Source organism: Maricaulis sp., assembly GCF_034670125.1.
GTDB lineage: Bacteria > Pseudomonadota > Alphaproteobacteria > Caulobacterales > Maricaulaceae > Maricaulis.
Genome location: NZ_JAXMOC010000004.1, coordinates 20,097 through 45,227 on the forward strand (window position 1 = coordinate 20,097; position 25,131 = coordinate 45,227).

General features: G+C 63.3%; 19 protein-coding genes. 11 read left to right on the plus strand and 8 right to left on the minus strand.

Going from position 1 to position 25,131, the window contains the following annotated elements:
• Positions 1-56: 56 nt before the first annotated feature.
• From VOI18_RS08750 to VOI18_RS08770, 5 genes are all read right to left on the minus strand, one after another.
• Entirely contained in the window at positions 57-2,183 is a 2,127-nt protein-coding gene (locus VOI18_RS08750) for a M13 family metallopeptidase (RefSeq protein ID WP_323762019.1), read from the minus strand.
• Positions 2,184-2,328: 145 nt separating this feature from the next.
• On the minus strand, positions 2,329-4,392 hold the full coding sequence (locus VOI18_RS08755; RefSeq protein WP_323762020.1) for a M13 family metallopeptidase: 2,064 nt from the start codon (positions 4,390-4,392) through the stop codon (positions 2,329-2,331).
• A 77-nt stretch (positions 4,393-4,469) separates the two neighbouring features.
• On the minus strand, positions 4,470-7,688 hold the full coding sequence (locus VOI18_RS08760; protein WP_323762021.1) for an efflux RND transporter permease subunit: 3,219 nt from the start codon (positions 7,686-7,688) through the stop codon (positions 4,470-4,472).
• 29 nt (positions 7,689-7,717) lie between these two features.
• Positions 7,718-8,986 (minus strand): efflux RND transporter periplasmic adaptor subunit, encoded by a 1,269-nt coding sequence (locus VOI18_RS08765; RefSeq protein ID WP_323762022.1) that lies wholly within the window; start codon positions 8,984-8,986, stop codon positions 7,718-7,720.
• A gap of 2 nt (positions 8,987-8,988) precedes the next feature.
• Positions 8,989-10,404 carry an efflux transporter outer membrane subunit gene (locus VOI18_RS08770; RefSeq protein WP_323762023.1) on the minus strand — a complete coding sequence of 472 codons (1,416 nt, stop codon included), beginning with the start codon at positions 10,402-10,404 and terminating at the stop codon, positions 8,989-8,991.
• 273 nt (positions 10,405-10,677) lie between these two features.
• Here VOI18_RS08770 and VOI18_RS08775 point away from each other — a divergent pair, with 273 nt between their 5' ends.
• The 6 genes from VOI18_RS08775 to phoB all read left to right on the plus strand — a co-directional run bounded on the left by VOI18_RS08775 (position 10,678) and on the right by phoB (position 17,891).
• A complete protein-coding gene (locus VOI18_RS08775; RefSeq protein ID WP_323762024.1) occupies positions 10,678-12,075 on the plus strand; it encodes an ATP-binding protein in 1,398 nt (465 codons plus the stop codon).
• A gap of 147 nt (positions 12,076-12,222) precedes the next feature.
• On the plus strand, positions 12,223-13,923 hold the full coding sequence (gene pstC, locus VOI18_RS08780; RefSeq protein WP_323762025.1) for a phosphate ABC transporter permease subunit PstC: 1,701 nt from the start codon (positions 12,223-12,225) through the stop codon (positions 13,921-13,923).
• On the plus strand, positions 13,916-15,658 hold the full coding sequence (pstA, locus tag VOI18_RS08785) for a phosphate ABC transporter permease PstA (RefSeq protein ID WP_323762026.1): 1,743 nt from the start codon (positions 13,916-13,918) through the stop codon (positions 15,656-15,658). Before pstC ends, pstA begins: the two co-directional genes overlap by 8 nt.
• Before the next feature lie 4 nt (positions 15,659-15,662).
• Complete coding sequence (gene pstB / locus VOI18_RS08790; RefSeq protein ID WP_323762027.1) at positions 15,663-16,454, plus strand: phosphate ABC transporter ATP-binding protein PstB; 792 nt, start codon at positions 15,663-15,665, stop codon at positions 16,452-16,454.
• A 31-nt stretch (positions 16,455-16,485) separates the two neighbouring features.
• Positions 16,486-17,169 (plus strand): phosphate signaling complex protein PhoU, encoded by a 684-nt coding sequence (phoU, locus tag VOI18_RS08795; protein WP_323762028.1) that lies wholly within the window; start codon positions 16,486-16,488, stop codon positions 17,167-17,169.
• 32 nt (positions 17,170-17,201) lie between these two features.
• Entirely contained in the window at positions 17,202-17,891 is a 690-nt protein-coding gene (gene phoB, locus VOI18_RS08800) for a phosphate regulon transcriptional regulator PhoB (RefSeq protein ID WP_323762029.1), read from the plus strand.
• A gap of 42 nt (positions 17,892-17,933) precedes the next feature.
• Here phoB and VOI18_RS08805 read toward each other — a convergent pair whose 3' ends face one another.
• Complete coding sequence (locus VOI18_RS08805) at positions 17,934-18,845, minus strand: hydrogen peroxide-inducible genes activator (protein ID WP_323762030.1); 912 nt, start codon at positions 18,843-18,845, stop codon at positions 17,934-17,936.
• Positions 18,846-19,033: 188 nt separating this feature from the next.
• On the opposite strand from VOI18_RS08805, the gene VOI18_RS08810 reads away from it, so the two are divergent.
• The gene (locus tag VOI18_RS08810) at positions 19,034-20,020 is read left to right on the plus strand and encodes a sodium-dependent bicarbonate transport family permease (RefSeq protein WP_323762031.1); all 987 of its coding nucleotides are present in this window, start codon (positions 19,034-19,036) and stop codon (positions 20,018-20,020) included.
• A gap of 2 nt (positions 20,021-20,022) precedes the next feature.
• Positions 20,023-20,340: a hypothetical protein gene (locus VOI18_RS08815; RefSeq protein WP_323762032.1), complete on the plus strand. Its 318-nt coding sequence runs from the start codon at positions 20,023-20,025 to the stop codon at positions 20,338-20,340.
• A 76-nt stretch (positions 20,341-20,416) separates the two neighbouring features.
• Here the strand turns inward: VOI18_RS08815 and VOI18_RS08820 are convergent, their stop codons facing one another.
• Both VOI18_RS08820 and VOI18_RS08825 read right to left on the minus strand, forming a co-directional pair.
• Positions 20,417-21,154 (minus strand): carbonic anhydrase family protein, encoded by a 738-nt coding sequence (locus tag VOI18_RS08820; RefSeq protein ID WP_323762033.1) that lies wholly within the window; start codon positions 21,152-21,154, stop codon positions 20,417-20,419.
• Positions 21,155-21,343: 189 nt separating this feature from the next.
• Complete coding sequence (locus VOI18_RS08825; RefSeq protein ID WP_323762034.1) at positions 21,344-21,877, minus strand: GcrA family cell cycle regulator; 534 nt, start codon at positions 21,875-21,877, stop codon at positions 21,344-21,346.
• A 204-nt stretch (positions 21,878-22,081) separates the two neighbouring features.
• Between VOI18_RS08825 and VOI18_RS08830 the strand changes: the two genes are divergently transcribed.
• The 3 genes from VOI18_RS08830 to VOI18_RS08840 all read left to right on the plus strand — a co-directional run bounded on the left by VOI18_RS08830 (position 22,082) and on the right by VOI18_RS08840 (position 25,122).
• A complete protein-coding gene (locus VOI18_RS08830; RefSeq protein WP_323762035.1) occupies positions 22,082-22,894 on the plus strand; it encodes an ABC transporter permease in 813 nt (270 codons plus the stop codon).
• 82 nt (positions 22,895-22,976) lie between these two features.
• Positions 22,977-24,164 carry an aspartate aminotransferase family protein gene (locus VOI18_RS08835; protein ID WP_323762036.1) on the plus strand — a complete coding sequence of 396 codons (1,188 nt, stop codon included), beginning with the start codon at positions 22,977-22,979 and terminating at the stop codon, positions 24,162-24,164.
• Positions 24,165-24,192: 28 nt separating this feature from the next.
• Positions 24,193-25,122: an Hsp33 family molecular chaperone gene (locus VOI18_RS08840; RefSeq protein WP_323762037.1), complete on the plus strand. Its 930-nt coding sequence runs from the start codon at positions 24,193-24,195 to the stop codon at positions 25,120-25,122.
• Positions 25,123-25,131: the final 9 nt, after the last annotated feature.

Consider the following 25,131-nt stretch of genomic DNA (forward strand, 5'->3'; position numbering starts at 1 on the left):
CCATGCAAAACGGCCCGACGTTTCCGCCGGGCCGTTTCATCAGTGTGCAGGCTGGTCTACCAGATCGAGACGCGATCTTCCGGGGCCAGATAGAGTTCATGGTCCTCGGTCACGCCGAAGGCCTCATACCAGGCGTCCTGGTTACGCAGGGCACCATTGATCCGGTACTGCGCCGGCGAGTGCGGTCCCTGACGGAGTTGCCGGACAAGCGCCTGTTCGGTGTACAGGTTGCGCCACACTTGGCCCCAGGCCATGTAGAAGCGCTGGTCGCCGGTAAAACCGTCGAGGACTGGCGCTTCACCACCATGGTCGGCGAGATAAAGCTGATAGGCCCGATGGGCCATCGACAGGCCACCGACATCGCCGATGTTCTCGCCCAGAGACAGGCGACCATTCACGAACTCACCTTCGATCGGGGAAAACTCGCTGTACTGTGCGGCCAGCTGGTCGGTCCGGGCGTCGAAATTGCCGCGGCTGAGTTCGCTCCACCAATCCCGGAGGACACCGTCGCCGTCAGAGCGGCTTCCCTGATCGTCGAAGCCGTGACCCATTTCGTGACCGATCACGGCACCAATTCCGCCGAAATTGACTGCCGGGTCCGCATAGGGGTCGAAGAACGGACCTTGCAGGATGGCCGCCGGGAAGACGATCTCGTTCGCTGTCGGGGAATAATAGGCGTTCACCGTTTGCGGAGACATGCCCCATTCCCACTCCCGGATCGGCCCGCGCAGGCGGGCACGGCTGTCAGCACGGAACCAGGCCGCGATCCGTTCGGAATTGCCGAACAGGTCATCGGCACGAATTTCGATCGAGGAATAGTCAGGCCATTGATCCGGGTAACCGATCTTCGGCGTGAAGTTTTCGAACTTGTCGATGGCGCCAGCCCGGGTTTCCTCGTCCATCCACTCCAGCGTTTCCAGGCGCTCCCGAAGCGCCATGCCGAGGTAATCGACCAGGACCTCCATCTGCGCCTTGTATTCCGGCGGGAAGTAGCGCTCGACATAGATTTGGCCAAGCGCCATGCCCATGGAACCATTGACGAACTGGATGGCCCGGGACTCAAGGGGCCGGGGTTCCTCAACACCGGACAGGGTGCGGTTGTAGAAGTCAAAGGAGCGCTCATAGAACTCCGGCGTCAGCGACCCGCGATTGCTCGAAAGGTAGCGGAAGGTCAACCAGTCTTGCCAGGTTTCCACCGGCACTTCCGAGAACAGGGTTGCAAGGGACTGGATCGCCGTATCCTGACGGATCACCACCTCGGTCTGGTCCGCGAAGTCGAGCGCCTCCATGAAGGCGGTCCAGTTGAAGCCCGGTGCGCTGGACATCAGCTCTTCGGTCGACATGAGGTTATAGGTGCGGGTCCGGTCGCGACTGTCCTGGCGCGTCCAGTGGACCTCGGCAAAGGCCGTTTCCAGATCCAGGATGCGCTGGGCGCGCTCGGCGCCGCCATCGACATCGATAAAGCCGAACGTGTCGGCGATGTATTCCAGATAGGCGTCGCGGAATGCCTGGTAGCGCTCTGTTTCTTCAAGATAATAGTCGCGGGTCGGCAGGCCGAGACCACTCTGGCTCACGCCCACGATGTAGCGGTCCGGGTTGCCCTGGTCGCGGGTCACGCCTGCGCCGAAAATCGAAGCCGTACCAGGGACGCCCATCAGCGTTGCGATATCATCATGGGACGAGGCCGCAGCGATGCGGTCGATCATCGGCTGGGCCGGGCCAAACCCACGCGCCTCCAGCGTCTCTTGGTCCATATAGGCGGCGTAAAGGTCGCCAATCTGCTGCATCGGTTCGCCAGCAGCGGCGTCCGAGGCACTGGCTTCCTCGATGATGCCGTTGATGCGCTCTTCTGAAAGAAGGAAGAGCTCGGTGAATGAGCCATAGCGCGAAAATCCTTGCGGCATCTCGACCGAGTCAAGCCAGCCACCGTTCACATAGCGGTTGAAGTCGTCACCGGGATGAACGCTTGAATCGACATGCTGGGTCTCAATGCCCCAACTGCCCAAGCGCGGGTCACCGGCCGACGGATCGCCGACAATGGTTGCAGACGCTTCGGTCGCAGGCGCCTGTGCGTCGCCCATGGCCGCCTCGGTCGAGGTGGTGTCGGTCTCAGGTGTCTCGGCTGCAGGTGAGCAGGCCGCCATCAGCGCGACGCAGGCGCTGGTCAGCAGAAGCTTCTTCATGATGTTTCCCCTCTCAATGACAAAGTTGGGCGAAACACTAGTGCGCCGGGGCCAACAGGCAATACATGCAAGCCGTCTCTTACAGCCCTGTAATGAAAACGGCCCGACGTTTCCGCCGGGCCGTGTCCTTGGAATGTCTCTCTGACTACCAGATCGAGACGCGCTCTTCCGGCGGCAGGTAGAGGTCATTGTCCTCGGTCACACCGAAGGCCTCGTACCAGACGTCCAGATTGCGGACGACGCCATTGGTCCGGTATTGCGACGGGCTGTGCGGGTCGGTTGTCAGGCGGTTGATCAGGTTCTCCTCCCGATACAGGCGGCGCCAGACCTGGGCCCAGGCGAGGAAGAAACGCTGCTCGCCGGTAAAGCCGTCGATCACCGGGGCTTCGCCGTCACAACAGGCGTCAAGATGACGCTGATAGGCCGTGTAGGCCATCTGCAGGCCACCAAGGTCGCCAATGTTCTCGCCCATGGTGAACTCACCATTCACGAAGCGGCCTTCGACCGGCTCATAGCTGTCATACTGGGCTTCCAGCATGCCGGCCCGGGCCTCGAAACGCTCATTCGTTTCTTCGCTCCACCAATCGCGGATCGACCCGTCATAGTCGAAGCGCCGACCCTGATCGTCAAAACCGTGGCCGATTTCGTGACCGATCACGGCACCGATGGCACCGTAGTTGATCGCTGCATCGGCATTCGGATCGAAGAAGGGCGCCTGCAGGATGCCGGCCGGGAAGGTGATCTGGTTCATCAGCGGGTTGTAGGACGCGTTGACGGTCTGCGGCGGGTAGGGCCAGGCATTGCGATCCACCGGACCGGCCAGATCGGCGACCTGTTCGTTCCACTGGAACTCGGTCAGGCGCACAAGATTGCCGAACAGGTCGTCGGCGCGGACTTCGAGGGCGGAATAGTCCTGCCACTCGTCCGGATAGCCGATACGAGGTTCGAAGGTCGAGAGCTTCTGGAGCGCATTGGCCCGGGTCTCGTCATCCATCCACTCGAGCGCGGCGAGGCGGCCTTCAAAGGCAGTGATCAGGTTGGCGACCAGGGCTTCCATGTCGGTTTTGGATTCCGGCGGGAAGTGGCGGTCGACATAGACCTGGCCAACGGCCTCGCCCAGCTGGCCACCGACAAGGTTGACGCCCCGGCGATCGCGCGGACGCTGGTCTTCAATGCCGTTCAGCGTCGTGCCGAACATGCCGAAATTGGCGGCGTCAAAGGCTTCCGGCAGGGCGCCGGCATTCGAGCGGATGTAGTGGAAGGTCATGTAGTCCTTCCAAACGTCGACCGGGGTCTCCTCGAAGATCGCGCCGGCGGTCTCGATGGCGCTCGGCTGGGCGACGAGATAGGTCGCAACACCGTTGAGGCCGAGCTGCTCCATGCCGGCTTCGAAGTTCAGCTGTGGTGCCAGCGCGCTCAGCTGGTCCAGCGGCATCGGGTTGTAGATCATCTGGATGTTGCGGCTGTCAGCCTGGGTCCAGTGGCTTTCGGCGATGCGCATTTCCAGATCGAAGATTGCTTGCGCCTTGCTGGCGCTGTCCTCGATGCCGGCGAGGTCGAAAATCTGTGCGATGAAGGCCAGGTAGGCGTCACGGGCGCCCTGATTGTCGTCTTCCAGGTAGTAATCACGGTCCGGCAGGCCCAGGCCTCCCTGTCCGACGAACACCGTATAGCGTGTCGTGTCGGCCGGATCGGGGATGATGCCGACGCCATAGGGCGACTGGTGGTGGATGGTCGCAAACAGGGCATTGATGTCGGCATGCGTCTCGGCGGCCGCGATTTCGTCGAGATAGGGCTGGGCCGGCGTCAGGCCGAGCTGGTCGATGGTCGAGGTGTCCATCCAGCTGCCATAAAGATCGCCAACCTTCTGTTCGATCGAGCCGTCAGCCGCGTCCATGGCGGCCAGCTCAAGGATGATCTCTTGAACCTGCTCTTCGGCTTCGATCGCCAGCTCGGTGAACATGCCGTAGTTCGAGCGGTCGGACGGGATCTCCGTCGTGTCGAGCCAGGTGCCATTGGCATAGCGATAGAAGTCGTTGCCGGCGACGACACTGGTGTCCATGCCGGACATGTCAAAGCCCCAGCTGCCGATTTCCGGGCTGGCGGTTGCGGCGGCGTGCGTCTCCGTGGTGACGGTGTCCGTTGAAGTGGCCGGCTGACAGGCAGCGGTGAGCGCCAGTACGGCAGTGCTCAGCAAGAGCTTTTTCATGCGAGGATCCCCTTGTTTTTCAATCGAAGACGCGAAACGCCCCGCGCTTGATACAACGCGGGGCGTTCCGGCGCCAATTATTCGGCAGGCGCGTGGTCGAGATGGCCGGCCTGTTCACCATGGGCGAAGTCGGTGTCGGCGTAGTGCTCGCCCAGCGATGGCTGTTTCTTGCCCGTCCACAGCATCCGGAAGAAGCGGGCGATGTCGACCCCGATGGCATACATGGCCGGAACCAGCAGCAGGGTCAGGAACAGGGCGAAGATGACGGCGAAGCCCAGGGCGACGACCATCGGTTTGAGGAATTCCGCCTGGGTCGAGCGCTCGGCCATCATCGGGAAAATCCCGAGGAAGGTGGTGACCGAGGTCAGCAGGATCGGGCGGAAACGCTGGACACCGGCATCAACCAGCGCCTGGAAAGCCCCGACACCATTGCTGCGCAGCCGGTTGACGAAGTCGATCAGGACCAGGTTGTCGTTGATCACGACGCCGGCTGCGGCCCCCACTCCGAAGTAGGAGAACAGGGCGATCGGCATGCCGAACAGGTAATGTCCGAAAATGGCGCCGGTCAGCGAGAACGGAATGGCGATCATGATGACAATCGGCTGGAAGTAGCTGCGGAAGGCGATCGCCAGCAACAGGTACATCGAGATCAGCGCGAAGAGCAGCAGGATCAGGACTTCCGACATGAATTCGCGTTCACCCTCGGCCTGGCCGATCTCGTCGCGGGAGACATGCGGGAACAGGGTTTCGAAAGTCTCCCAGTAATCCTCGTCGAGACTGTCATTGACATCGCCACGAGCGGCCGGGTCTGACAGTTCCGCGCTGACCGTGATCGTGCGCATGCCATTGCGGCGGTTGATGCGGTTGAGGCCGGGCGCGAAATCGGCTTCGGCGACCGTCTCAAGCGGCACTTCGCGACCGTCTGTGGTGCGGATCCGGATATCACGGAACGTGTCGAGGGACCGACGCGACGCCTCGTCCATGCGGATCATGACCCGCACGTCCTGGCCGTCACGCGGCAGGCGCTGGGCTTCGACACCATAGAAAGCCTGACGCACCTGGTTGGTGACGTCGGCAAGCGTCAGACCGAGGGCCTGGGCGTTCGGACGCAGACGGACCTGCAATTCCTCGGTCGAGGTCTGCATCGAGTCGACCACGTCATAGAGCGTGTCATAACTGCGCAACTGGGTCTTCAAATCGTCGGCCGCAGCGCGCAGCTCGTCGAGATTCTGACCCGACAGGGCGAAGTTCATGGAGTTGCCGCCATCATTGATGGTGGAGTCGAGGCGGATCTCCTCGGCATCCGGGATCGGACCCAGATACTCCCGGATCTGCGCCGCAACTTCGGCCGTCGGCAGTCCGCCCGGGCGATTTTCCGGATCGGCCAGGGTGATCCAGGCACGGATCCGGCCGTCGGTTGCCAGCGTGGACCGGCTTTCGATCATGTCGATCTCACCGGGATACTCGCCCCGATAATACTGCAGGGCTTGATCCTGGGCCCGGTCCAGTTGCTGGCGGACCTGCTCGGTCCGGTTCCAGGGGGTGCCTTCGGCGAGTTGGATGGTGGTCTGGATCGTCTCGTTCTCGATCTGGGGCATGAAGACCGATCCGACACGGTTGGTCATCATCAGCGCAATCGAGGCGAAAAAGATCAGGAAGAAGCCGAAGAAGGTGGCGTAGCGATTGCGGATGCACGCCTTTGCGACGGGGCGGTAAACGCCGCGGGCGAAGCTCAAAAGCGTCCCGGCAATCGCCCGCTGGACCGCGATCAGCGGCCCGAAGAAGCCGGTATTGCTCTGCGGTTTCATGTGCGAGAGGTGGGCCGGCAGGATCAGCAGGGATTCGATCAGCGAGAACGCCAGGGCGGCGATCACCACCAGAGAGATCTGTCGCGTGAACTGCACCTCGGGGCCGGTCAGCAGCATCCAGGGCGAGAACATCATGATGGTGGTGATGACGGCGAAGATCACCGGCTTGGCCACCATCTGGGTGCCGACAATCGAGGCCGTCAGGCCCGGCTCGCCGCGTTCCACCCGGTCATGGATGTTTTCCCCGACCACGATGGCATCATCGACCACGATGCCGATCACCAGAAGGAAGGCGAACAGCGACAGCATGTTCAGTGTGACACCGAGCATCGGCAGGAGCAGGAAGGCGCCGCCGAAAGCGACAAAAATTCCGACCGTGACCCAGAAAGCGACGATGGGGCGCAGGAACAGGAACAGGACGATCAGGACCAGTATGCCGCCGAACAGCGCCGAGCTGGCAATGGTTTCCATCCGGCCGGTATACATTTCCGAATTGTCCCACCACAGCGACAGGTGGGTACCGTCGGGCAGCTCGGCCCGCTTGCGCTCGATATAATCGCGAACCTGCTGCGAGGTGTCGACGACATCGATATTGGGTGAGGTCTCAACAACGACCAGCACCATGGGCTCGCCGTTATAGGTGGCTTCCAGGTTGAAATCGACGAAGCCGTCGGTCACCCGGGCCACGTCGCGGACCCGCAAGGTGCCGCCGTCCGCAGTCTGCCGGATGATGATGTCCTCGAACTCCGGTGCGGTGTCAGCGAGCTGGCGGGAGGTGATGTTCACATCGCCCAGCTCGGTACGCACGCTGCCGGCCGAGGCGTTCAGCGAAGTGGAGCGAATGGCGCGGACAATCTCGTCAAAGGTCAGGTCATAGCGACGCAGGTTTTCCTCGGACACCTCGATCGAGACTTCTTCGCCCCGGGATGCCCACATGTTGACGATCGACGCGCCCGGGAGTTGGGCCACCTCGTCCCGGATTTCGCGGGCGATCGCCTGCAGGTCACGACGGTCGGCGCTGCCATGCACGGCAAATCCGACCACCTGGTCCTGCGAGCGCCACGGGGTCACAACCGGCCGGAAGGCCGATTGGGGCAGGTTGTTGACCGAGTCGACCTCCAGCTTGATGGCGTCGATGAACTCGCCCACATCAACCGAGCGTTTGCCCTCGATATTGATGTTGCCGCCGCCTTCGCGCGCCGTCGACGTGATCGTCTCGATGCCGTCCATGTCGGACAGGGCTTCCTCGATCCGTACGATGATCTGTTCTTCGACTTCCTGCGGCGAGGCGCCGGGCCACGCCACCGAGACACTGGCGCCGTTCACGGAAATTGTCGGAAAGACTTCCCGGTTCAGTGAGTTATAGCCAAGGAAACCGCCGATGACGGCGATGATCATGACCAGGTTGGCGGCGACGGAGTTGCGCGCCCACCAGCCGACAATACCGCCCCTCGGGGCCTCTTCATGAGTGGTGTTGGGGTCGGTCATTGCCGTTTTCCTTCCTCGCAGCTGGATGCTTAGCCGTTGCTTGCGACGGCTTCGCTTTCGGCGTCGCCGGTTTCGGTTTCAGCCAGGCCTTCGGCCGGTTCGTCGTCATAGGTCGCCGAGTAGGCGGCGATCATTTCGCCGGCCGCGTCGAACGTCTGGATACGCATGCCATCGCTGGCGCCACGGATCGGCGAGGTGACAACCATTTCGCCGCCACGGACGCCGGAGGACACCACGACCCGCTCGGACGTGGAGTCGATGACCTCGACCGTCCGCACAGACAGGGTTCCACCCTCTTCAGCCACATAGACGCTGTTCTGGCCGCGCAGGGCCGAACGCGGGAGAATGTAGGCATTCTCCACGTCCCGGCCGGTTATGCTGGCGGTCACGAACAGGCCGACCGCGAGCGGGGCGCCACCCTCGGCGGCGCTGCCGTAGGGATCTGCGACTTCCGCAATCGCGTAGAGCACGCGGGTCTGCGGGTCGATGGCGCTGTCGGTCCGCGTGATGCGGCCCTGCCAGCTGTGCTGGCGACCGGCCAGGGTTGCGCTCAGTTCGACCGGCATGCCTTCGCCGCCGGCGGCATTGTAGGCAATCGGAATGCCCAACAGGCCGAGTTCATGGTCGGTCAGCGGCAGGCGAACCAGAATGGCATCGGTCGAAAACACCGTGCCCAGCTGGGTGCCCGGCGCCACATACTGGCCGAGATCGGCATTCTTGACGCGGACCCGACCGCTGAACGGGGCCGAGATGCGGGTGCGCTGCAGGTCCAGACGGGCTGATTGCAGGCTGGCATTGGCGGCGGCCAGTTGAGCGCGCGCGTCGGCCAGCTGGGGTTCGCGCAGGGTGAGGGACGAGGCTTCGCCGTCACCCAGTTCGGCCCATTCGCTGGCGGCCAGTTCAGATTCGGCCTGTTCGCGGGCAAGGGCCTGTTGCGCCTGGGCAACCTGGGCCGATGCCCGGGTCACTGCGAGGCGGTAGTCGGCGTCCTCGATCTGGATCAGGGTTTCACCAGCCTCGAAGAATCCGCCTTCGATGAAGTCGGGGTTCACGAAGGTGATCCGACCGGCGACTTGCGGAACCAGGTTGATCTGGGTGCGCGGACGCGCCTCGCCCTGCGACGTGACATGCAGGGCAATGGTGTCCAGCTGGGCCTCGTCAACGAAAACCGCGACCGGGCGCGGTGCCGCATTGGCCCGTTCCGGCTGCTGCTGTGAGGCAAACAGCATGCCGATGATGCCGACGCCCACAACGCCGACAACGGCGAAAATCAAAAAACGTCCCAAGAAACTACCCATGATTATTCTCCTGTCTGCGCGGCCGGGTCTGCGGACTGGGCCGCGGAGAAATCGCCGGCGAGGGCGAGGTAAAGGTCGACACGGTTGGTCGCCCGTTCGCGACGCGCCGAAATGTACTGGCTTTCTGCGCTGATCCGGCGCGACTGCGCGGTCAGCAATTCAAAGATGGTGGATACGCCGCGGGCGTATTCGCGGATGACCAGGTCTTCCGCTGCCGCAGCTTCCTCATAGGCCTGGCGCAGGTTTTCGACCCGCTGGGCGAGGATGGCGTCACCGTGAATGGCGTTTTCCGCTTCCTGCCAGGCCGTCAGTACCGTTGCGACATAGCTTGCCACCAGGCCTTCGGCATTGGCGTAGACCTGGTCGCGCTGGGCCAGCAGGCTGCCGCCGTCAAAGATCGGCGCGACCAGCGATGCGGTCAGGCTGGAGACCAGCGTGTCGAGGTCGAACATGTCTGCGACGTCGATCCCGCCCGTACCGGACGAACCGCGCAGCGACAGGCTCGGGATGAGGGCTTTGGCGGCGGCTTGCGACTGCAGGCCGGCGGCGTCGAGGCGATCTTCGGCGGCACGGACATCCGGGCGCCGGGTCAGCAGGTCGACCGGCGAACCGAGGCCGCCGAGCGCATCGAAGGCCGGAAAGTCGGTCTCGGGTGTCAGCGAGGCCGACGGATAGCGTCCGAGCAGTGTTTCCAGGCTGCGGGCCGACGCCGCTTCCGCGCGTTGGCGGGAGGCCAGTGCGGCTTCCGAGGAGGACAGGGCACTGCGCGCGGTCCGGACATCGGAACTGCGAACCAGGCCGCGGGCAAAGCGCCGCTCGGTGAGATCAAGCGAGCTCTGGCGCGTCGCCACGTCGCGTTCGGCAAGTTCCGTCTGCAGGCGGGCCTCGATCAGCGAGAACCACCCTTTGGCCACAAGCCCGGCAATGGACAACTGGGCAGCGCGAAGGTCTTCGGCCGCCGCATCAGCAGTGAGATGACTGGCGTTGGCATTGTCGCGCAGGGCACCCCACAAATCCGTTTCCCACGACGCCGACAGGCCGAGCCCGTAACTGTTCGAACCCGATCCGACATTGGGCTGGGTCCGTTGGTAGCTCGTACTGGCGTCGAGTTGCGGCATGTAGCGGGCATCGCTCACCCGGGCCGCAGCCTGCGCACCGTGGAAGCGGGCAAGCGACTGGGCGAGTGAGGGATTGCCGGCAAAGGCTTCGTCAATCAGCGCTGACAGGCGCTCATCCTGCATCGAGGCGACCCAGTCGCGGGCCAGCTCTGCGCCGGCCTCGCCGGTGCCGGCCGACCAGGTCACCGGTGCGGTTGGCAATGTGCCTTCGGTGCCGAACTCCCGCGTTTCAAATGCCTGCAGCGTGCTGCAGGAGGCGGTGGCCAGCGCGGTGGCGACTACTAACAAACGTTTTGCCATGCGGGGTTCCTGCACGTCTTGTTCTCGATTGGATTGGCATCCTAGAAAGGGCATAGCGAAAGTCAACATTTTTTTATCGAAAAACACTAAATGCATAGCGAATGGCATGAAAACTCTCTCGAAATTCGTGATGTCATTGGCCTGCGTACACAAGTCTGATGCCGCAGGCTCGTCATTTGGATGCAAATCGGGCTAGAAGGCTTGCAGGCGGCAGGACAATGGGCCCGGTTCGTCGGTTACATGACGCAGGGCGAGCTCAAAGGCGACTAAAACTTGAGCAATAAAAGGGACTCCGACGCACCCCACAGTCGCATCCGGCGCCGGGATACCGCGGCGGTCGCATCGATCGGCTGCATGGTGTTGGTGCTGTTCTGGCTGTTTAACGAGCTGGGTTCGCTGGAGACGCTTGTCGCGATTGCGACCATCGCTGCCCTGTCGACATTCTACTATCTGACAATCAGCACGACCCTGAAACCGTCGCCGGAGGCGCGGCCGGTGCGCGATACCGATGACGCGGACGGGATCACCAAGGCCCGCGCCAAGACCATGCTTGAGAACCTGCCTATTCCGGTCCTGCTGGTGGGTGGCGGCGGCCGTATCGAGATCGCCAACCCGGCAGCGACGGCCTTTCTGGGGCTGGGCCCGGCAACCGGTCACCTGTCCGCCGTCCTGCGCCAGCCGCAAGTGCTCGAGGCCGTCAGCGCGGCGTTGCGTGGCCAGACCGTTGACCCGGTCGAGTATTCATTGATGGCTCCCGTGGAGAGCCATGTTCGCGCCTTCGTTGCTCCTCTCGCCAGCGCGGAAGACCCGTCGCTGCCCTGGCGTGCCATGTTGGTGTTGTCGGACGAAACATCGATCAAGCGAGCCGACCGCATGCGCGCCGATTTCCTGGCCAATGCGAGTCATGAATTGCGGACCCCGCTGGCCTCTTTGGCCGGCTTCATCGAGACCGTGCGGGGCCATGCCAAGGACGACCCGGAGGCGCGGGAACGCTTTCTTGGTATCATGTTTGACCAGACCGAGCGGATGCAGCGGCTGATCAATGACCTCCTCTCCCTGTCCCGGGTCGAAATGGACGAGCATGTGCGGCCGGGCGGCCGGGCGGACCTGGCGGCGATCATCGACGATGTTGTTGATGTCCTGCGCCCGCAGATTGCCGAGAAGTCGATCGAGCTGACGCTTGAAATCGCCCCGGCCGAGGTCGTCGGCGATCGCGATCAAGTGCTGGAAGTCGTGATGAACCTGGTCGAAAACGCGATCAAATACTCTGTCGCCGGTTCGACCGTCGTCATCAGCCTGACCGGCGAGCTGTCACGTGACCAGGCCGAGCGGCCCGGGCTGATGCTGGGCGATGGGGCCAGTCGCCTGACCCTGGCGGCGCCGGCTTCGGAAGCCGGAGACCGTTTTGCCGCCGTGCGCGTCCGCGATGGCGGCAAGGGTATCGAGCGCCGCAACCTGCCCAGGCTCGCGGAACGTTTCTATCGGGTGGACGGCCAGAAAAGCGGACCGCGCGAAGGCACCGGTCTTGGCCTGGCGATCGTCAAGCATATCGTCAACCGGCACCGCGGCGGCTTCACCGTCGAGAGCCGACCCGACGCCGGATCGGTGTTCAGCGTGTTTTTCCCGATGCCGCAAGCGATGCCAAAAATGCAAGCTAAACCAAAAGGTTGAGAGAGTTCGCGAAATTTGTTTGCGGGCCGGCCGCCGGTTGTCACAAAACTGTAGCCAAGCTGTCATAAACGGAGCCCGAACCCGGCGTAAACGACGAGTCGGGGCGTAAAGGTCCGGGCCACCGATCGGCGAGCCGAGGGGAACAGCATGTCCATTATCGCCATCGTCGCCCTTGCGATCATCGTGATGCTGGCCGGCGGCTTCTATGTCGGCCGCTCCCGTGCCATCGCCTCCGTGTCCGGTGCGACGGCGGGACTGCACTCCCTGCCGAACTATCACGGCTATTACATCGCGATATGGACGGGGCTGCCGGCATTCCTGATGCTGGCGGCTTTCGGCATGTTCGGGTCCACCCTGGTTGACCGGCTCGCCGCTGCCGAACTGCGTCGTGATGCGCAGGAACTGTCCGCCAGTTTCGAAAGTGCGCTGGACCGGGACAGTCGATACCAGTCGCTGGTCGAGGCACTGGCGGTGCTGCGGGAGCGGGCCGATGCGACCAACGATGAAATCGCCGCCCTGCGCGGCGCTGACGGCGTGGATCGCGACCCGGCCCGCCTCGAGGTGCTCGGCGTGGAGCAGACCGACCTGGTCAACCAGTTGGCCACGGCCGAGGAGGCCCGTATCAATCGCCGGGCCGCACTGCGCGACGGTGTCGCGGAGGCGGCAGTCGCCGGCGGGGCCAGCGTCCAGGCTCTGGCCGGGTTCGAACTGGTTCATGCGCCGCGTGAACGCCGCCAGCTTTTCCTGTCGGATGCCCGGCGCATCGCCGATGGTGGTCTGGCCAGTCGCGCCAGCCCGGAGCTGGACGCGGCGGCCGAGGTCGTGGGCCATCACAAGACACAGCTCCGCCGTTTGGCCGCAGGCCTGGCGCTGGTATTGGCGATCGGTGGCCTGATCCGCACACGCAGCCAGGTCGCTGCCGGTTTCCGCGCTCGCAACCATGTCGAGAATCTGGTCACCGCCATGCTGTTCCTGTCGTCGGTGATCGCGATCATGACGACGGTCGGGATCGTGTTCTCATTATTGTTCGAGAGTATCCGCTTTTTCTCGACCGTGCCGCTGACCGAATTCCTGTTCGGGCTCCAATGGTCGCCGCAGATTGCCTTGCGCGCCGACCAGGTCGGGCAGTCCGGGGCCTTCGGTGCCGTGCCGCTGTTCGCCGGTACCGCCATGATCACCTTCATCGCCATGGTCGTTGCGGTCCCGATCGGCCTTCTGTCGGCCATCTACCTGTCCGAATACGCTGGTCCGCGCTTCCGCCTGACCGCCAAGCCGGTGCTGGAGATCCTCGCCGGTGTTCCGACGGTGGTCTACGGCTTCTTTGCCCTGTTGACCGTCGGTCCCGCGATCCGCGGCTTTTTTGCGATGATCGGGTTCGAGGATGTGGTCACGCAGAGCGCCTTGTCGGCCGGACTGGTGATGGGCGTGATGATCATCCCCTTCATTTCCTCGCTCAGCGACGACGTCATCAATTCTGTGCCGCAATCCCTGCGTGACGGGTCTTACGCGATGGGCGCCACAAAGTCGGAAACCATCGGCCGGGTGATCATGCCGGCGGCACTGCCGGGCATAGTCGGTGCCATCCTGCTGGCTGTGTCGCGCGCCGTGGGCGAGACCATGATCGTCGTCATGGCCGCGGGCCAGGGTGCCAACCTGACCGCAAACCCGCTGGAATCCGTCACGACCATCACGGTGCAGATCGTGATGCTGCTGACCGGCGACCAGGAATTCGACAGCCCGAAAACCCTGTCGGCCTTCGCCCTGGGTCTGGTCCTCTTTGTCATCACGCTGGTGATGAACGTCATCGCCCTGCGCGTCGTGCAACGATACCGGGAAAAATATGACTGACACGCCCGACATCTCGCCGATCCGGACCGCGGTCCGCAAGAATCTGGGTGCGCGCTATCGTGCCGAGCTGCGCTTTCGCGCGGCCGGGCTGGGCGCTGTCGCTGCTGCGGTGGGCATCCTGATCATCCTGCTCAGCTCGATCGTTTCCGGTGGCTTGCCCGCCTTTACCGCCCACGAACTCGCCCTGACCGTCGATCTCGATCGCGAAGCCGTCGACCCGATGGGCGATGGCAGCGAGGACTCGCTGCGGCGGGGCGGATACAGCCGGATCCTGCAATCCGCCATGCGGGCTGAATTTCCCGAGGTCCAGGCCCGCCGTGACCTGCGAAACCTGTTCAGCCTTTATACGGCCCTCAATGCCACGCGCTTGATGGATGATGTGCTTGAGGACCCCTCCCTGATCGGTACCCGGCATGTCTTCACCATGCCCTTGGCGGATGATCTCGACCTCTATCTGAAGGGGCATCTGGTCGATGACCGGACGCTGTCCACCAATGGACGCCTGACCCTGACCGACGAGGACAGGGACGTGTTGGTGCGATCCAGCGCGACCGATTTCCGCGATCTGGCTGCCGAAGTGTCCCGTACCCTTCGGGCCCGTGCGACGGTGCTCGAGGTGGAGGCTGACGCGCTCGAGCTTCGTGCCGAAGGGCTGACCGGCACCGAGGCCGAGGACATGCTCTACGAAGCGCAAGTCAATCGGCGTCAGGCTGCGGATATCCGCGCGACGCTGGACGCCGGTGCCGGGCCGATCGAACTGGATGGCAGCTTGCCCAGCATCATTGTCGAATCCGATCAGCGGGCTGTCTTGCTGACCAGCCTGGCCCGCGACGGCGCGACCGCGCGCGGGCGCTACCTGCTGGGCGGGGGGGAGATCGAGCCGACAGAGGCGTGGACGCTGTATGTGATCGATACGCCGGCCGAACGCCGCCGGGTGTCGGACCAGCTGATCGTGTGGACGCGTGCCCTCGAGGAGCGCGGCGCCATCCGGGCGGTCTTCAATACCTATCTTTTCGCCAATGCCGACAGTCGGGAGCCTGAACTCGCCGGTGTCAAGGGCGCGCTCTACGGCTCGATCCTGACCATGATCATCACCATCATGATCTCCGTCCCGATCGGTGTGTTCACCGCCTTGTACCTGGAAGAGTATGCGCCGAAGAACCGGTTCACGGCTTTGATCGAGGTCAATATCAACAACCTCGCCGCGGTTCCGTCGATCGTCTTCGGCCTGCTGGGTCTGGCGGTCTTTATCAACGCGTTCGGTCTACCACGCTCGGCGCCCCTGGTCGGTGGTCTGGTGTTGTCGCTGATGACGCTGCCCACCGTGATCATCGCCACCCGCGCCGCGCTTCAGGCTGTGCCTCAATCAATCCGCCAGGCGGCTCTGGCGGTCGGCGCTTCACGCACCCAGACCGTCTTCCACCATGTGCTGCCTCTGGCCGCGCCGGGCATCCTGACCGGGGCCATTATCGGCCTTGCCCAGGCGCTGGGCGAAACCGCGCCCTTGCTGATGATCGGCATGGTCGCCTTTATCGCCGATGCTCCGACTCTGGGGCTCGAGGGTTTTACCCAGCCCGCCACTGTCATGCCGGTCCAGGTCTTCCTGTGGTCGGATGGTGCCGAACGAGCCTTCCAGGCCCGGACCGGCGCCGCAATCCTGGTTCTTCTCGCGCTGATGATCGGCTTCAATGCCTTGGCCATCTATCTGCGCCGTCGCTTCGAGCGGAGATGGTAGTTTCATGACCGATACCCCTCTCAACCCCCCAGCCGACCTGCCGATCAAGGTCACCGCGCGCAATGTGGTGGTGAGCTATTCCGGCAAGCAGGCCCTGCATGATGTGTCGATCGACATTCCCGATCGCTCGGTCACGGCCTTCATCGGCCCGTCCGGCTGTGGCAAGTCGACTTTCCTGCGCTGCCTCAACCGGATGAATGACACCATTGATGGTGCGGTTGTCAGCGGGTCGCTGACGATTGACGGCCAGGAAATCAACGACAAGACAATTGACCCGGTGGTGCTCCGCGCCAGCGTCGGAATGGTGTTCCAGAAACCGAACCCGTTTCCCAAGTCGATCTACGACAATGTCGCCTATGGGCCACGTATCCACGGTCTTGCCCTGACCCGCCCGGAGCTGGACGAGATCGTCGAGAACGCCCTTCGCAAGGCCGGTTTGTGGGACGAGGTTTCTGATCGCCTCAACCATCCCGGCACCGGCCTGTCGGGCGGCCAGCAGCAGCGCCTCGTCATCGCCCGCGCCATTGCGGTCAATCCGGAAGTAATCCTGATGGACGAGCCGTGCTCGGCGCTCGACCCGATCGCCACGGCCCGGATCGAGGAGCTGATCGACGAGCTGCGCGAGAATTATTGCATCATCATCGTCACCCATTCGATGCAGCAGGCCGCCCGGGTCTCGCAGCACACGGCCTTCTTCCATATGGGCCACCTGGTCGAATACGGGTCGACCGAAGATATTTTCACCAACCCGCGCGACAAACGCACGCAGGACTACATCACAGGACGCTTCGGCTAGGCCGGGGTCTCCATCGAGAGGAGGGCCAGCCATGGCGCTTTCCAGAACGTCACACATTGTCACCGCTTATGGTGAAGAGCTGGACCAGCTTGCCGACGATCTTGCCCGGATGGGCGGACTGGTCGAGACGCAGCTGGAAAAGGCGATCGCAGCCGTGGTCCGGCGCGACGCCAGCATCAAGCCGGACATCAAGGCCCGGGAAGTCCAGGTCAACGCCCTGCAGGTCGATGTCGAAAAGCGGGTCCTGCGCCTGTTCGCGCTGCGCCAGCCTCTGGCCACCGATCTGCGCATGACCATTTCGGCGCTCAAGGTTGCGACCGACCTCGAGCGGGTGGGCGACCTGGCCAAAAACATCGCCTATCGTGCCGGCGACCTGGCCGATTATGCGCCGGTCGCCCTGACCCAGCAGGTCGAGCGTCTCGGCGCCATCGTGATCAAGCAGTTGCGTGAAGTCCTGGACGCCCTGGCCTCGGCCGACGTCGAGCCTGCTGTGCGGGTCTGGCATTCCGATGATGAGGTCGACGAGCGCTACAACACGCTGGTGCGCGAGATGCTGATGTCGATGACCGAGGATTCCGGTCTGGTGGGTCCGGGCGTGCACATCCTGTTCGTTGCCAAGAATCTCGAACGTATCGGTGATCACGCCACCAATATTGCCGAAGCCGTCCACTTCATGGTCACGGCCTCACCGCTTGTTGAAGACGCCCATTCCTGACAACGCCCGCAATCGATATCCGGAGCCGGTCGATGAATGCTCATGTTCTTGTCGTCGAAGACGAAGACGCCCTGGCCACCCTGCTGCAGTACAATCTGGAGAAGGAAGGCTACTCGGTCGCCGTGGCCCGCGATGGCGAGGACGCCCTGATGCAGGCCGAGGAATCGACGCCGGATCTGGTCCTGGTCGACTGGATGCTGCCGAAGGTCTCAGGCATCGAGGTGTGTCGCCGTCTGCGCGGACGCCAGGAAACGGCCAATGTGCCGATCATCATGCTCACCGCGCGCGGTGAGGAGACCGATCGTGTGCGCGGGCTGGATACCGGTGCTGACGACTATGTCGTGAAGCCATTCTCGATGACCGAGCTGTTTGCGCGGATTCGGGCAGTGCTGCGCCGCATCCGTCCGGGCCTGGCCGAGGATGTGATCGAGGTCGGTGATATCGCCATGGACCGGGTCGCCCATCGTGTGAAACGGGCGGATCGCGAGATCCATCTCGGCCCGACCGAGTTCCGCCTGCTGGACTATCTGATGCAGCACCCGGGACGCGTGTTCTCGCGCGAGCAATTGCTGGATGCGGTCTGGGGTTCGGACGTCTATGTCGAGGCCCGCACGGTCGATGTCCATGTCGGCCGCCTGCGCAAGGCGCTCAATAACAAGGACGAGCATGATCCGATCCGGACGGTTCGATCGGCGGGCTATTCGTTCGACGTGAACGCCTAGTCGTCGGGTCAGGGGCCGGCAGCCCCTCTGGTCGATTCGGTGTCAGGCCCCCGCCAGGGCCGATCGGGCGGCAGTCCGGAAGGTCTCCGCCAATTGGGTGAGGCCGTCCTGCAAAGGGGAGCCGTGCCGCCAGATCAGTGCAATGTCGCGCTCGGCAATCGGCGCGTCGATCCGTCGGTAGACCAGTGCGTCATCGCGCTTGGCTTCGCAGGTCACATAGAGTTGCGGCAGGATGGCGACGCCGGCGCCCAGAGCCGCCATGTGCCGGATCGCGTCCAGGCTGGTCCCTTCATAGTCGGTTGAAATGAAGGCTCCGGCCTTGTGGGCCAGTTCGCTGACGAGTGACGTCAAGCGATGGCCCATTCCCAAAGTGAGCAGCGGGCGACCGGTCAGGGCGCTCAGGGCCAGCGGCGACCGGTCGTCGGCCAGGGCGTCATCTGCAGGCACGGCGATCCAGAGGGACTCCCGGAACAAATGGACGGATTGCGATGCCGGATGGTCCTCGGGCGTTGAAATCAGGACATCCATCTGACCGTCTGCCAGCTTGTCCTGCAGCTCGACGGTCGACTCCTCCCGGATCGACAGCCGCAGGTCCGGGAAGTTCTGATGCAAGGTCGCTGTACAGCGCGGCAGCAGGTAGGGGCCGATAGTCGGCAGCACGCCGAGGCGGACCCGACCATAAAGCCCCAGTCGACCGCTCTGGGCGATGGACTGGATGTCCTCCATCTGCCGCAGCAGGTAGCGTGCCCGGCGAACGATCTCTGCGCCGATTGGCGTGACCCGGGCGCCGTGTCGCCCCCGTTCGAAGATCGTGGCGCCCAGATGTGCCTCGGCGTCGGCGATCTGGGCCGACAGGCTTGGCTGGCTGACATTCAGCTTTTCGGCGGCGTCGGAAAACCGGCCGGTCTCGGCCGTGGCGACGATATATTGCAATTGTCGAAGCGTCGGGCGCATTGATAGAGAAAACCTTTCTCGGAGATACTTTTCTTATCTTTTAGCTATTTCAAACTCTGCGTTAGTCAAGCGTCACCTGATCACTCGACCCCCGCCGTGTCAGGTATGGAAGCCGGATCACTGTCGTCTCATGGCGGCAGTGGGCCGGCTTCGGCTTGTCGAAATCTGCCAGGAACCGGGAGTTTTGCATGGATTGGATCAGCCTGGCCGGGACGACCCTCATATCACCGGCAGTCCTTTTCTTTGTTTTGGGCCTGCTGGCCGCTCTGGTGCGGTCGGATCTGGCGATCCCCGAAGCCGTCGCGAAAGGCCTGTCGCTCTACCTGGTCATGGCGATCGGCTTCAAGGGCGGGGCGGAAATGGCGAATGCCGATCCGGGCTCACTGATCCTGCTGCTGTGCGCCGGGGTAATCCTGTCGGCGGGCTTGCCATTGATCGGTTTCGGGCTGCTGCGCGCCACGACGGGTGTCGACAAGGTTGATGCCGCCTCGATTGCGGCGCACTACGGCTCGATCTCGATCGTCACCTTTATTGCCGCCAAGGACGCCGGCATTGCCCTTGGCCAGCCCGGCGGTGGCTACATGGTCGCCGTGGCGGCAGCGATGGAAGCCCCCGCAATCCTGACCGGACTGTTGTTGGCCGGCCGTGCCATGTCGGCTCAGGGCGACCCCCGGTCCGGCGTGTCAGCCTCGGTCATCCGCGAGGCCTTCACCAATGGGTCCATCATGCTGTTGCTGGGCGCTTTCGTGATCGGCTGGATCAGCGGGCCCGCCGGGATGGCGACGGTGGAGCCTTTCTTTGTCGACATCTTCCGCGGCGTCCTCTGCCTGTTCCTTCTGGATATGGGTCTGATCGCCGGCCGGGGGCTGGTCGAGCATCGCCGCCTGCTGCGCTGGCCGCTGATCGGCTACGGGCTCTACATGCCGGCCATCGGAGCTGTCATCGGGCTTGCGGTCAGCCGGTTGATCGGGCTTTCGCCTGGTGATGGAGCCTTGTTGATGACCCTGTCGGCATCGGCGTCCTACATTGCTGTCCCGGCGGCGATGCGTCTGGCGCTTCCACAGGCCAAGGCCGCCCTGTCCCTGACGCTGTCGCTGGGCGTTACATTCCCGCTCAACCTGATGTTCGGCATCCCGGCATACGCCTGGTTGGCTGGCCGGTTCCTGGAGGTATGACCATGCACAACTGGAAATCCATTTGCCGGGTGGAGATCCTGGCGGACGAGGTTCACATGACCCGCTTCGAAGCCTGTCTCGCAGAGCTTGGCATGACCCACTGGACCGTTCGACCTCTGGCCCGCGGCCGCCAGGGCGACAGCAACTGGACCCGGAGCGGTCATATTGTCGACGCCGGACGCCAGGCGGCGCTGGTCGTGTTTCTCGAACCCGAGGTGCTGGACACGGCGATGGCCCGTCTCGACCCCTTGCTTCGGTCTTATGCGGCTGATCTCTACTGTCAGTCCGACTGGAAACAAAGGCTGCCGCGGGCCGAGTAAACGCTGGCATCGGAACCGGAAATGAAAAGGGCCCGGCCAGATTGGCCGGGCCCTTCTTGCCTTAGCTGCGCTCCTGTCAGTCGGAGATCAGAACGTAGCGGCGGTGCGCAGGAAGCGGCGGCCGGGCATTGTCCTCGACAAGGTTGGTGAACGCCTCGATCTGTTCGGCGGAGGCTTCGATCGGCTCCGGGAAAACCGTCCAGCTCACGATCTCCGCACAGGGCGGCGTGGTCAGCGAGCCTTCATACCGGAAGACCGGCTGTTGGTCGGGGATGAAGCTGTCGAGCGACAGCATGTCCGGACCGGCAGCTGTCTCGCCCTCGGCCGGTATGGCGGCCCACAGGGCGTCGAGCGCCGGATGCGCGGCGCCGGCCTCGAACATCACGCCGACCACGGCAAGCGCGCCGGTCTCCGAGGCGGTCACAAAGTGGACCTCCATCGGGAAATCAGCGCCGTCGATATGGTGCTCGGACCGGGCGTGGAAGTGGAATTGCAGCAAGGTGTAATCCACGCCGCCAAGGGTCAGCCCGGCATCGACGCTTTCGGCGCTGTAGGTCACGCCGTGAGCGTCTCGGGACACCTGGACGCCGCTGATGCTGTTCAGGGCGAGTGTCGCCGCAGCCCCGCTGGCGCTGATGGCACCGGTCAGGTCAATCGGGCTTTGCTGGGTACCGGCCGAGCAGACGGCGAAGTCGTCACTCAGGGAGCCCCAGTGCTCGGGCCCGGTATCACCGACATAGCTCCAATCCTCTGCTGAGACTGAACCGAGGCCGGCTCCGGCCAGGGCGGTGGCGGCAAGAAAATGCTTGATCATGGTCACTCCGATTTGATGGGTGGCCAGGACTTGGGGGCGCGGGTGCCCAGTTTCGAATACCAAGTTTGGGTGAATTCCATAGCCATTGGCTATGATAGGAGGGCGATCCCCGGAACTGCGGTCAAAAAATTGGCCGCCTCGAGAACGAGGCGGCCATTGTCTGTCCCGGATCCTGGGTGAGGGGGCCGGTCAGAAATTGAAGCGTCGCGTCGCGGCGATGGCGTCGAGCGCGGCATTGGCGTCTGACGTGCGGCGGCGGCGTTTCTGGCTCGGCTGGTAGGCCATGTCGGAATGCGCATGGCAATAAGCGTGGCCGGTATCAGCCTTGCGACCGCAGAAGCGGAACTCGGACTGGGACGGGTCGCCGATCGGCCACTTGCACATGCTTTCGCGAAGCGTCAGCACGGTGGCAAACTCGCCGGAGGGCAGGACGGCTGGCTCCACCGGCGCCGGCGTGGCAGCCGGGGGCGCTGAGGGGGAGGGGCGCGCAACAGTGCGTGTTGCCGGCGCGGTGGAAGCCGTTGTGGTACGCGGACGGGAGGGCTTCGTGGCGCGGCGGGCTGGCCGCGACGGAGTCGCACGACCTGACAAACCAAGACGGTGAACCTTGCCAATGACGGCATTGCGGGTCACACCACCGAGCTGTTTCGCAATCTGACTCGCGCTCAGGCCTTCCGACCAGAGTTTCTTGAGTTCTTCTACGCGTTCGTCAGTCCAAGCCATCGCCCTAGTCTCCCGTTTGGGATGCGCTTGCTCACCTTGATGATGGTAAACCGCGCATTGCTCAATGCATGTTTAATTACACTAGATATTGTAGCAAGACGAACCAATGCCACAAGATGGGGTTAGGTTCATACCTGTGGAAAGCTCACTTGCACGGCCAATCGTTAACGAAGATGGTTACCGGGAAATTAAGGGTAATTCGATATGAGTAACGCTCGCTTAACTGATTTTCCACAGCCGAAAAGTTTTGGCCTTTTCAACAGTTTGGGACTTTGGACGCTGTACAAGAAAGAAGTCCGGCGATTTCTCAAGGTCGGTATGCAAACCGTGCTCGCACCGGTCGCCACCACACTGCTTTACATGACGGTGTTTGCCGTCGCGATCGGGGCCCGGCGCGGCGATGTCGGCGGGATTCCCTTCGCGGAGTTCCTCGCTCCCGGCCTGATCCTGATGGGCTTGCTCAACAACGCCTTCGCCAATTCAGGCTCATCGATCCTTGTCTCAAAGGTGCAGGGCAATACGGTGGACTTCCTGATGCCGCCCCTCTCGGCGCTGGAGCTGTTCATCGCCTTCGTTGCCGGGGCCATGACCCGCGGCGTGCTGGTCGCGGCGGTCACCGCGGTGACACTGGTGCCCTTCATGAACATGATGCCGGCCCATTGGTGGGCGGTGTTTTACTTCGGGCTGAGCGCGGCCGCCATGTTGTCGATGATCGGGGTGATTGGCGGCCTGTGGGCGGAGAAGTTCGACCACATGGCGGCCGTCACAACGTTCGTGATCACGCCGCTGACCTTCTTGTCCGGGACTTTCTACTCCATCGCCAACCTGCCTGGCCCGCTGGCAACCATCAGTCATTTCAATCCTTTCTTCTACATGATTGACGGCTTCCGGTATGGCTTTACCGGTCAGGCCGATGGCAACCTGATGATCGGGGTCGTCCTGCTCGCCGTGATCAACCTTGTGCTCGGTGTCCTCAGCTATGCGTTGTTGCATGCAGGCTGGCGCTTGAAGAGCTGAACGGCCCGGCCTAGAGGAGAAGAAAGGCCCGCGCCGAGACGGGGCCAAACATGCCGATCCGGCAATCCAGGAGGAAATGAAAATGCCCGCACCGATGATGGATACCTACGCGCCGCCGGATCTGGTCTTTGACCACGGTAAGGGGCCGCGACTGTTCACGGCAGCGGGAGACGGGTATCTCGACTTCATTTCGGGCATCGCGGTGAATTGCCTGGGGCACGCCCATCCCAAGGCGGTGGCTGCGCTCAACGAGCAGGCCGGCAAGCTGTGGCACCTGTCCAACATGTTCCGGGTCCCGGCCGGTGTCGAACTGGCCGAGAAGCTGACCAAGGCGACCTTCGCCGACCGCGTCTTCTTCACAAATTCAGGCGCTGAAGCGATGGAATGCGCGCTCAAGACCGCCCGTCGCTACCACTATGTAAACGGCAATCCGCAGCGCTACCGCATCATCACCTTCACCGGCGCCTTCCACGGCCGCACCTATGGCGCGATCAATGCCGGCGGAAATCCGAAATACCTCGAGGGCTTCGGTCCGGCGATGGAAGGGTTTGACCAGGTCGAATTCGGCGATCATGACGCCCTCAAGGCGGCGATATCGGACGAGACGGCGGCCATCTGCGTCGAGCCGGTCCAGGGTGAGGGGGGCGTGCGAGCCATTCCCGAGCAATGCCTGCGCGGTCTGCGCCAGTTGTGCGACGAGCACGGCCTGATGCTGATCTATGATGAAGTCCAGTCGGGTGCCGGTCGGACCGGCAAGCTGTTTGCCCACCAGTGGGTCGACGGCGCCGAGCCGGACATCATGGCTGTTGCCAAGGGTATTGGCGGCGGCTTTCCGATGGGCGCCTGCCTGGCCACTGAAGCGGCAGCCGAGGGCATGGTCGTCGGCACGCATGGTTCGACCTATGGCGGCGGCCCGCTGGCGATGGCGGTCGGCAATGTCGTGTTTGACGAGCTGACGTCCGACGGTTTTCTCGATCACGTGGTCGAGGTCTCCAACTATCTCACCCAACAACTCCACGGCCTGATGGACCGCCATGCGGACAAGGTCGAGGAAGTGCGGGGCAAGGGGCTGCTCATCGGCATGAAGCTGAAGCCGGGTTTTGACCCCAAGAAGCTTGCAGGCCTGGCCCGCGATCGCCATCTGTTGATCGGCGCCGCGGGAGACAATGTCTCGCGTCTGGCGCCGCCGCTGGTGATCACCAAGGACGACGCCAGCGAGGCCGTCGCGGTTCTGGATGAAGCGCTCGCAGCGCTGGAAGCCACAGCCTGACCCGCTTTGCCAACCCGCAGTGACAAGGATGACGACCGTGAGTGACCCGCTCGGACAACACGACAATATTGTTGCCGGCTTTCAGATTGAAGGCCGGACCGTGCGTGGGCGGGTCACCCGGATCGGCTCGGTGCTCGACGAAATCCTGTCGGCACATGACTACCCCGAGCCGGTGGCGCGGCTGCTCGGCGAGGCGGTTCTCGTCACGACACTTGTCGGCGACGCGCTGAAGTTTGACGGTCGTCTGATCGTCCAGGCCCAGGGCGATGGCCCGGTGCGCTTCCTGGTGGCAGAATATGTCACCGGGGAAGGCGTACGCGGGTTTGCCTCGATGGACCGCGAGGCGGTTGAGGCGGCCCTGGCCAGCGAGATCGCGCCGGAGATGATGATGCCGACCCTGCTCGGACGCGGATCTTTCGCCATGACGATCGATCACGGGCCCGACATGGATCAGTATCAGGGTGTGGTGGCGCTGGAAGGGGCATCGTTGAGCGAGGTCGCCGAGACTTATTTCCGCCAGTCCGAACAGACCCCGACGCGCCTGCGTTGTGCCATCGGCGAAATCTGGACCGGTGACGAGGCCCGCCAGTGGCGAGGCGGTGGTGCGCTGCTGCAATCGGTCGCCGGAGATGATGCGCGCGGATCGGCCGAGGACGACTGGGATCATGCCCGCGCCCTGTTCGAGACGGTCGAGGATGGTGAATTGCTAGACCCGGACCTGTCCGCCGGAGAGCTTCTTTATCGGCTTTACAATGAAGACGGCGTCCGCTTGCTGGAGCCGTCTGCCGTGACCAAGCGATGCTCGTGCGAGCGCGAACGTCTGCGTCGGATCATCGCCTCTTTCCCGGCCGACGACCAGGCCGCGATGGAAACCGATGGTGCCATCGTCATGACCTGCGAATACTGCAATCGCGACTGGCGTTTCGAGCCATCCGAAGTCGGTGCCCCAACGACCTGATCCAGCTTG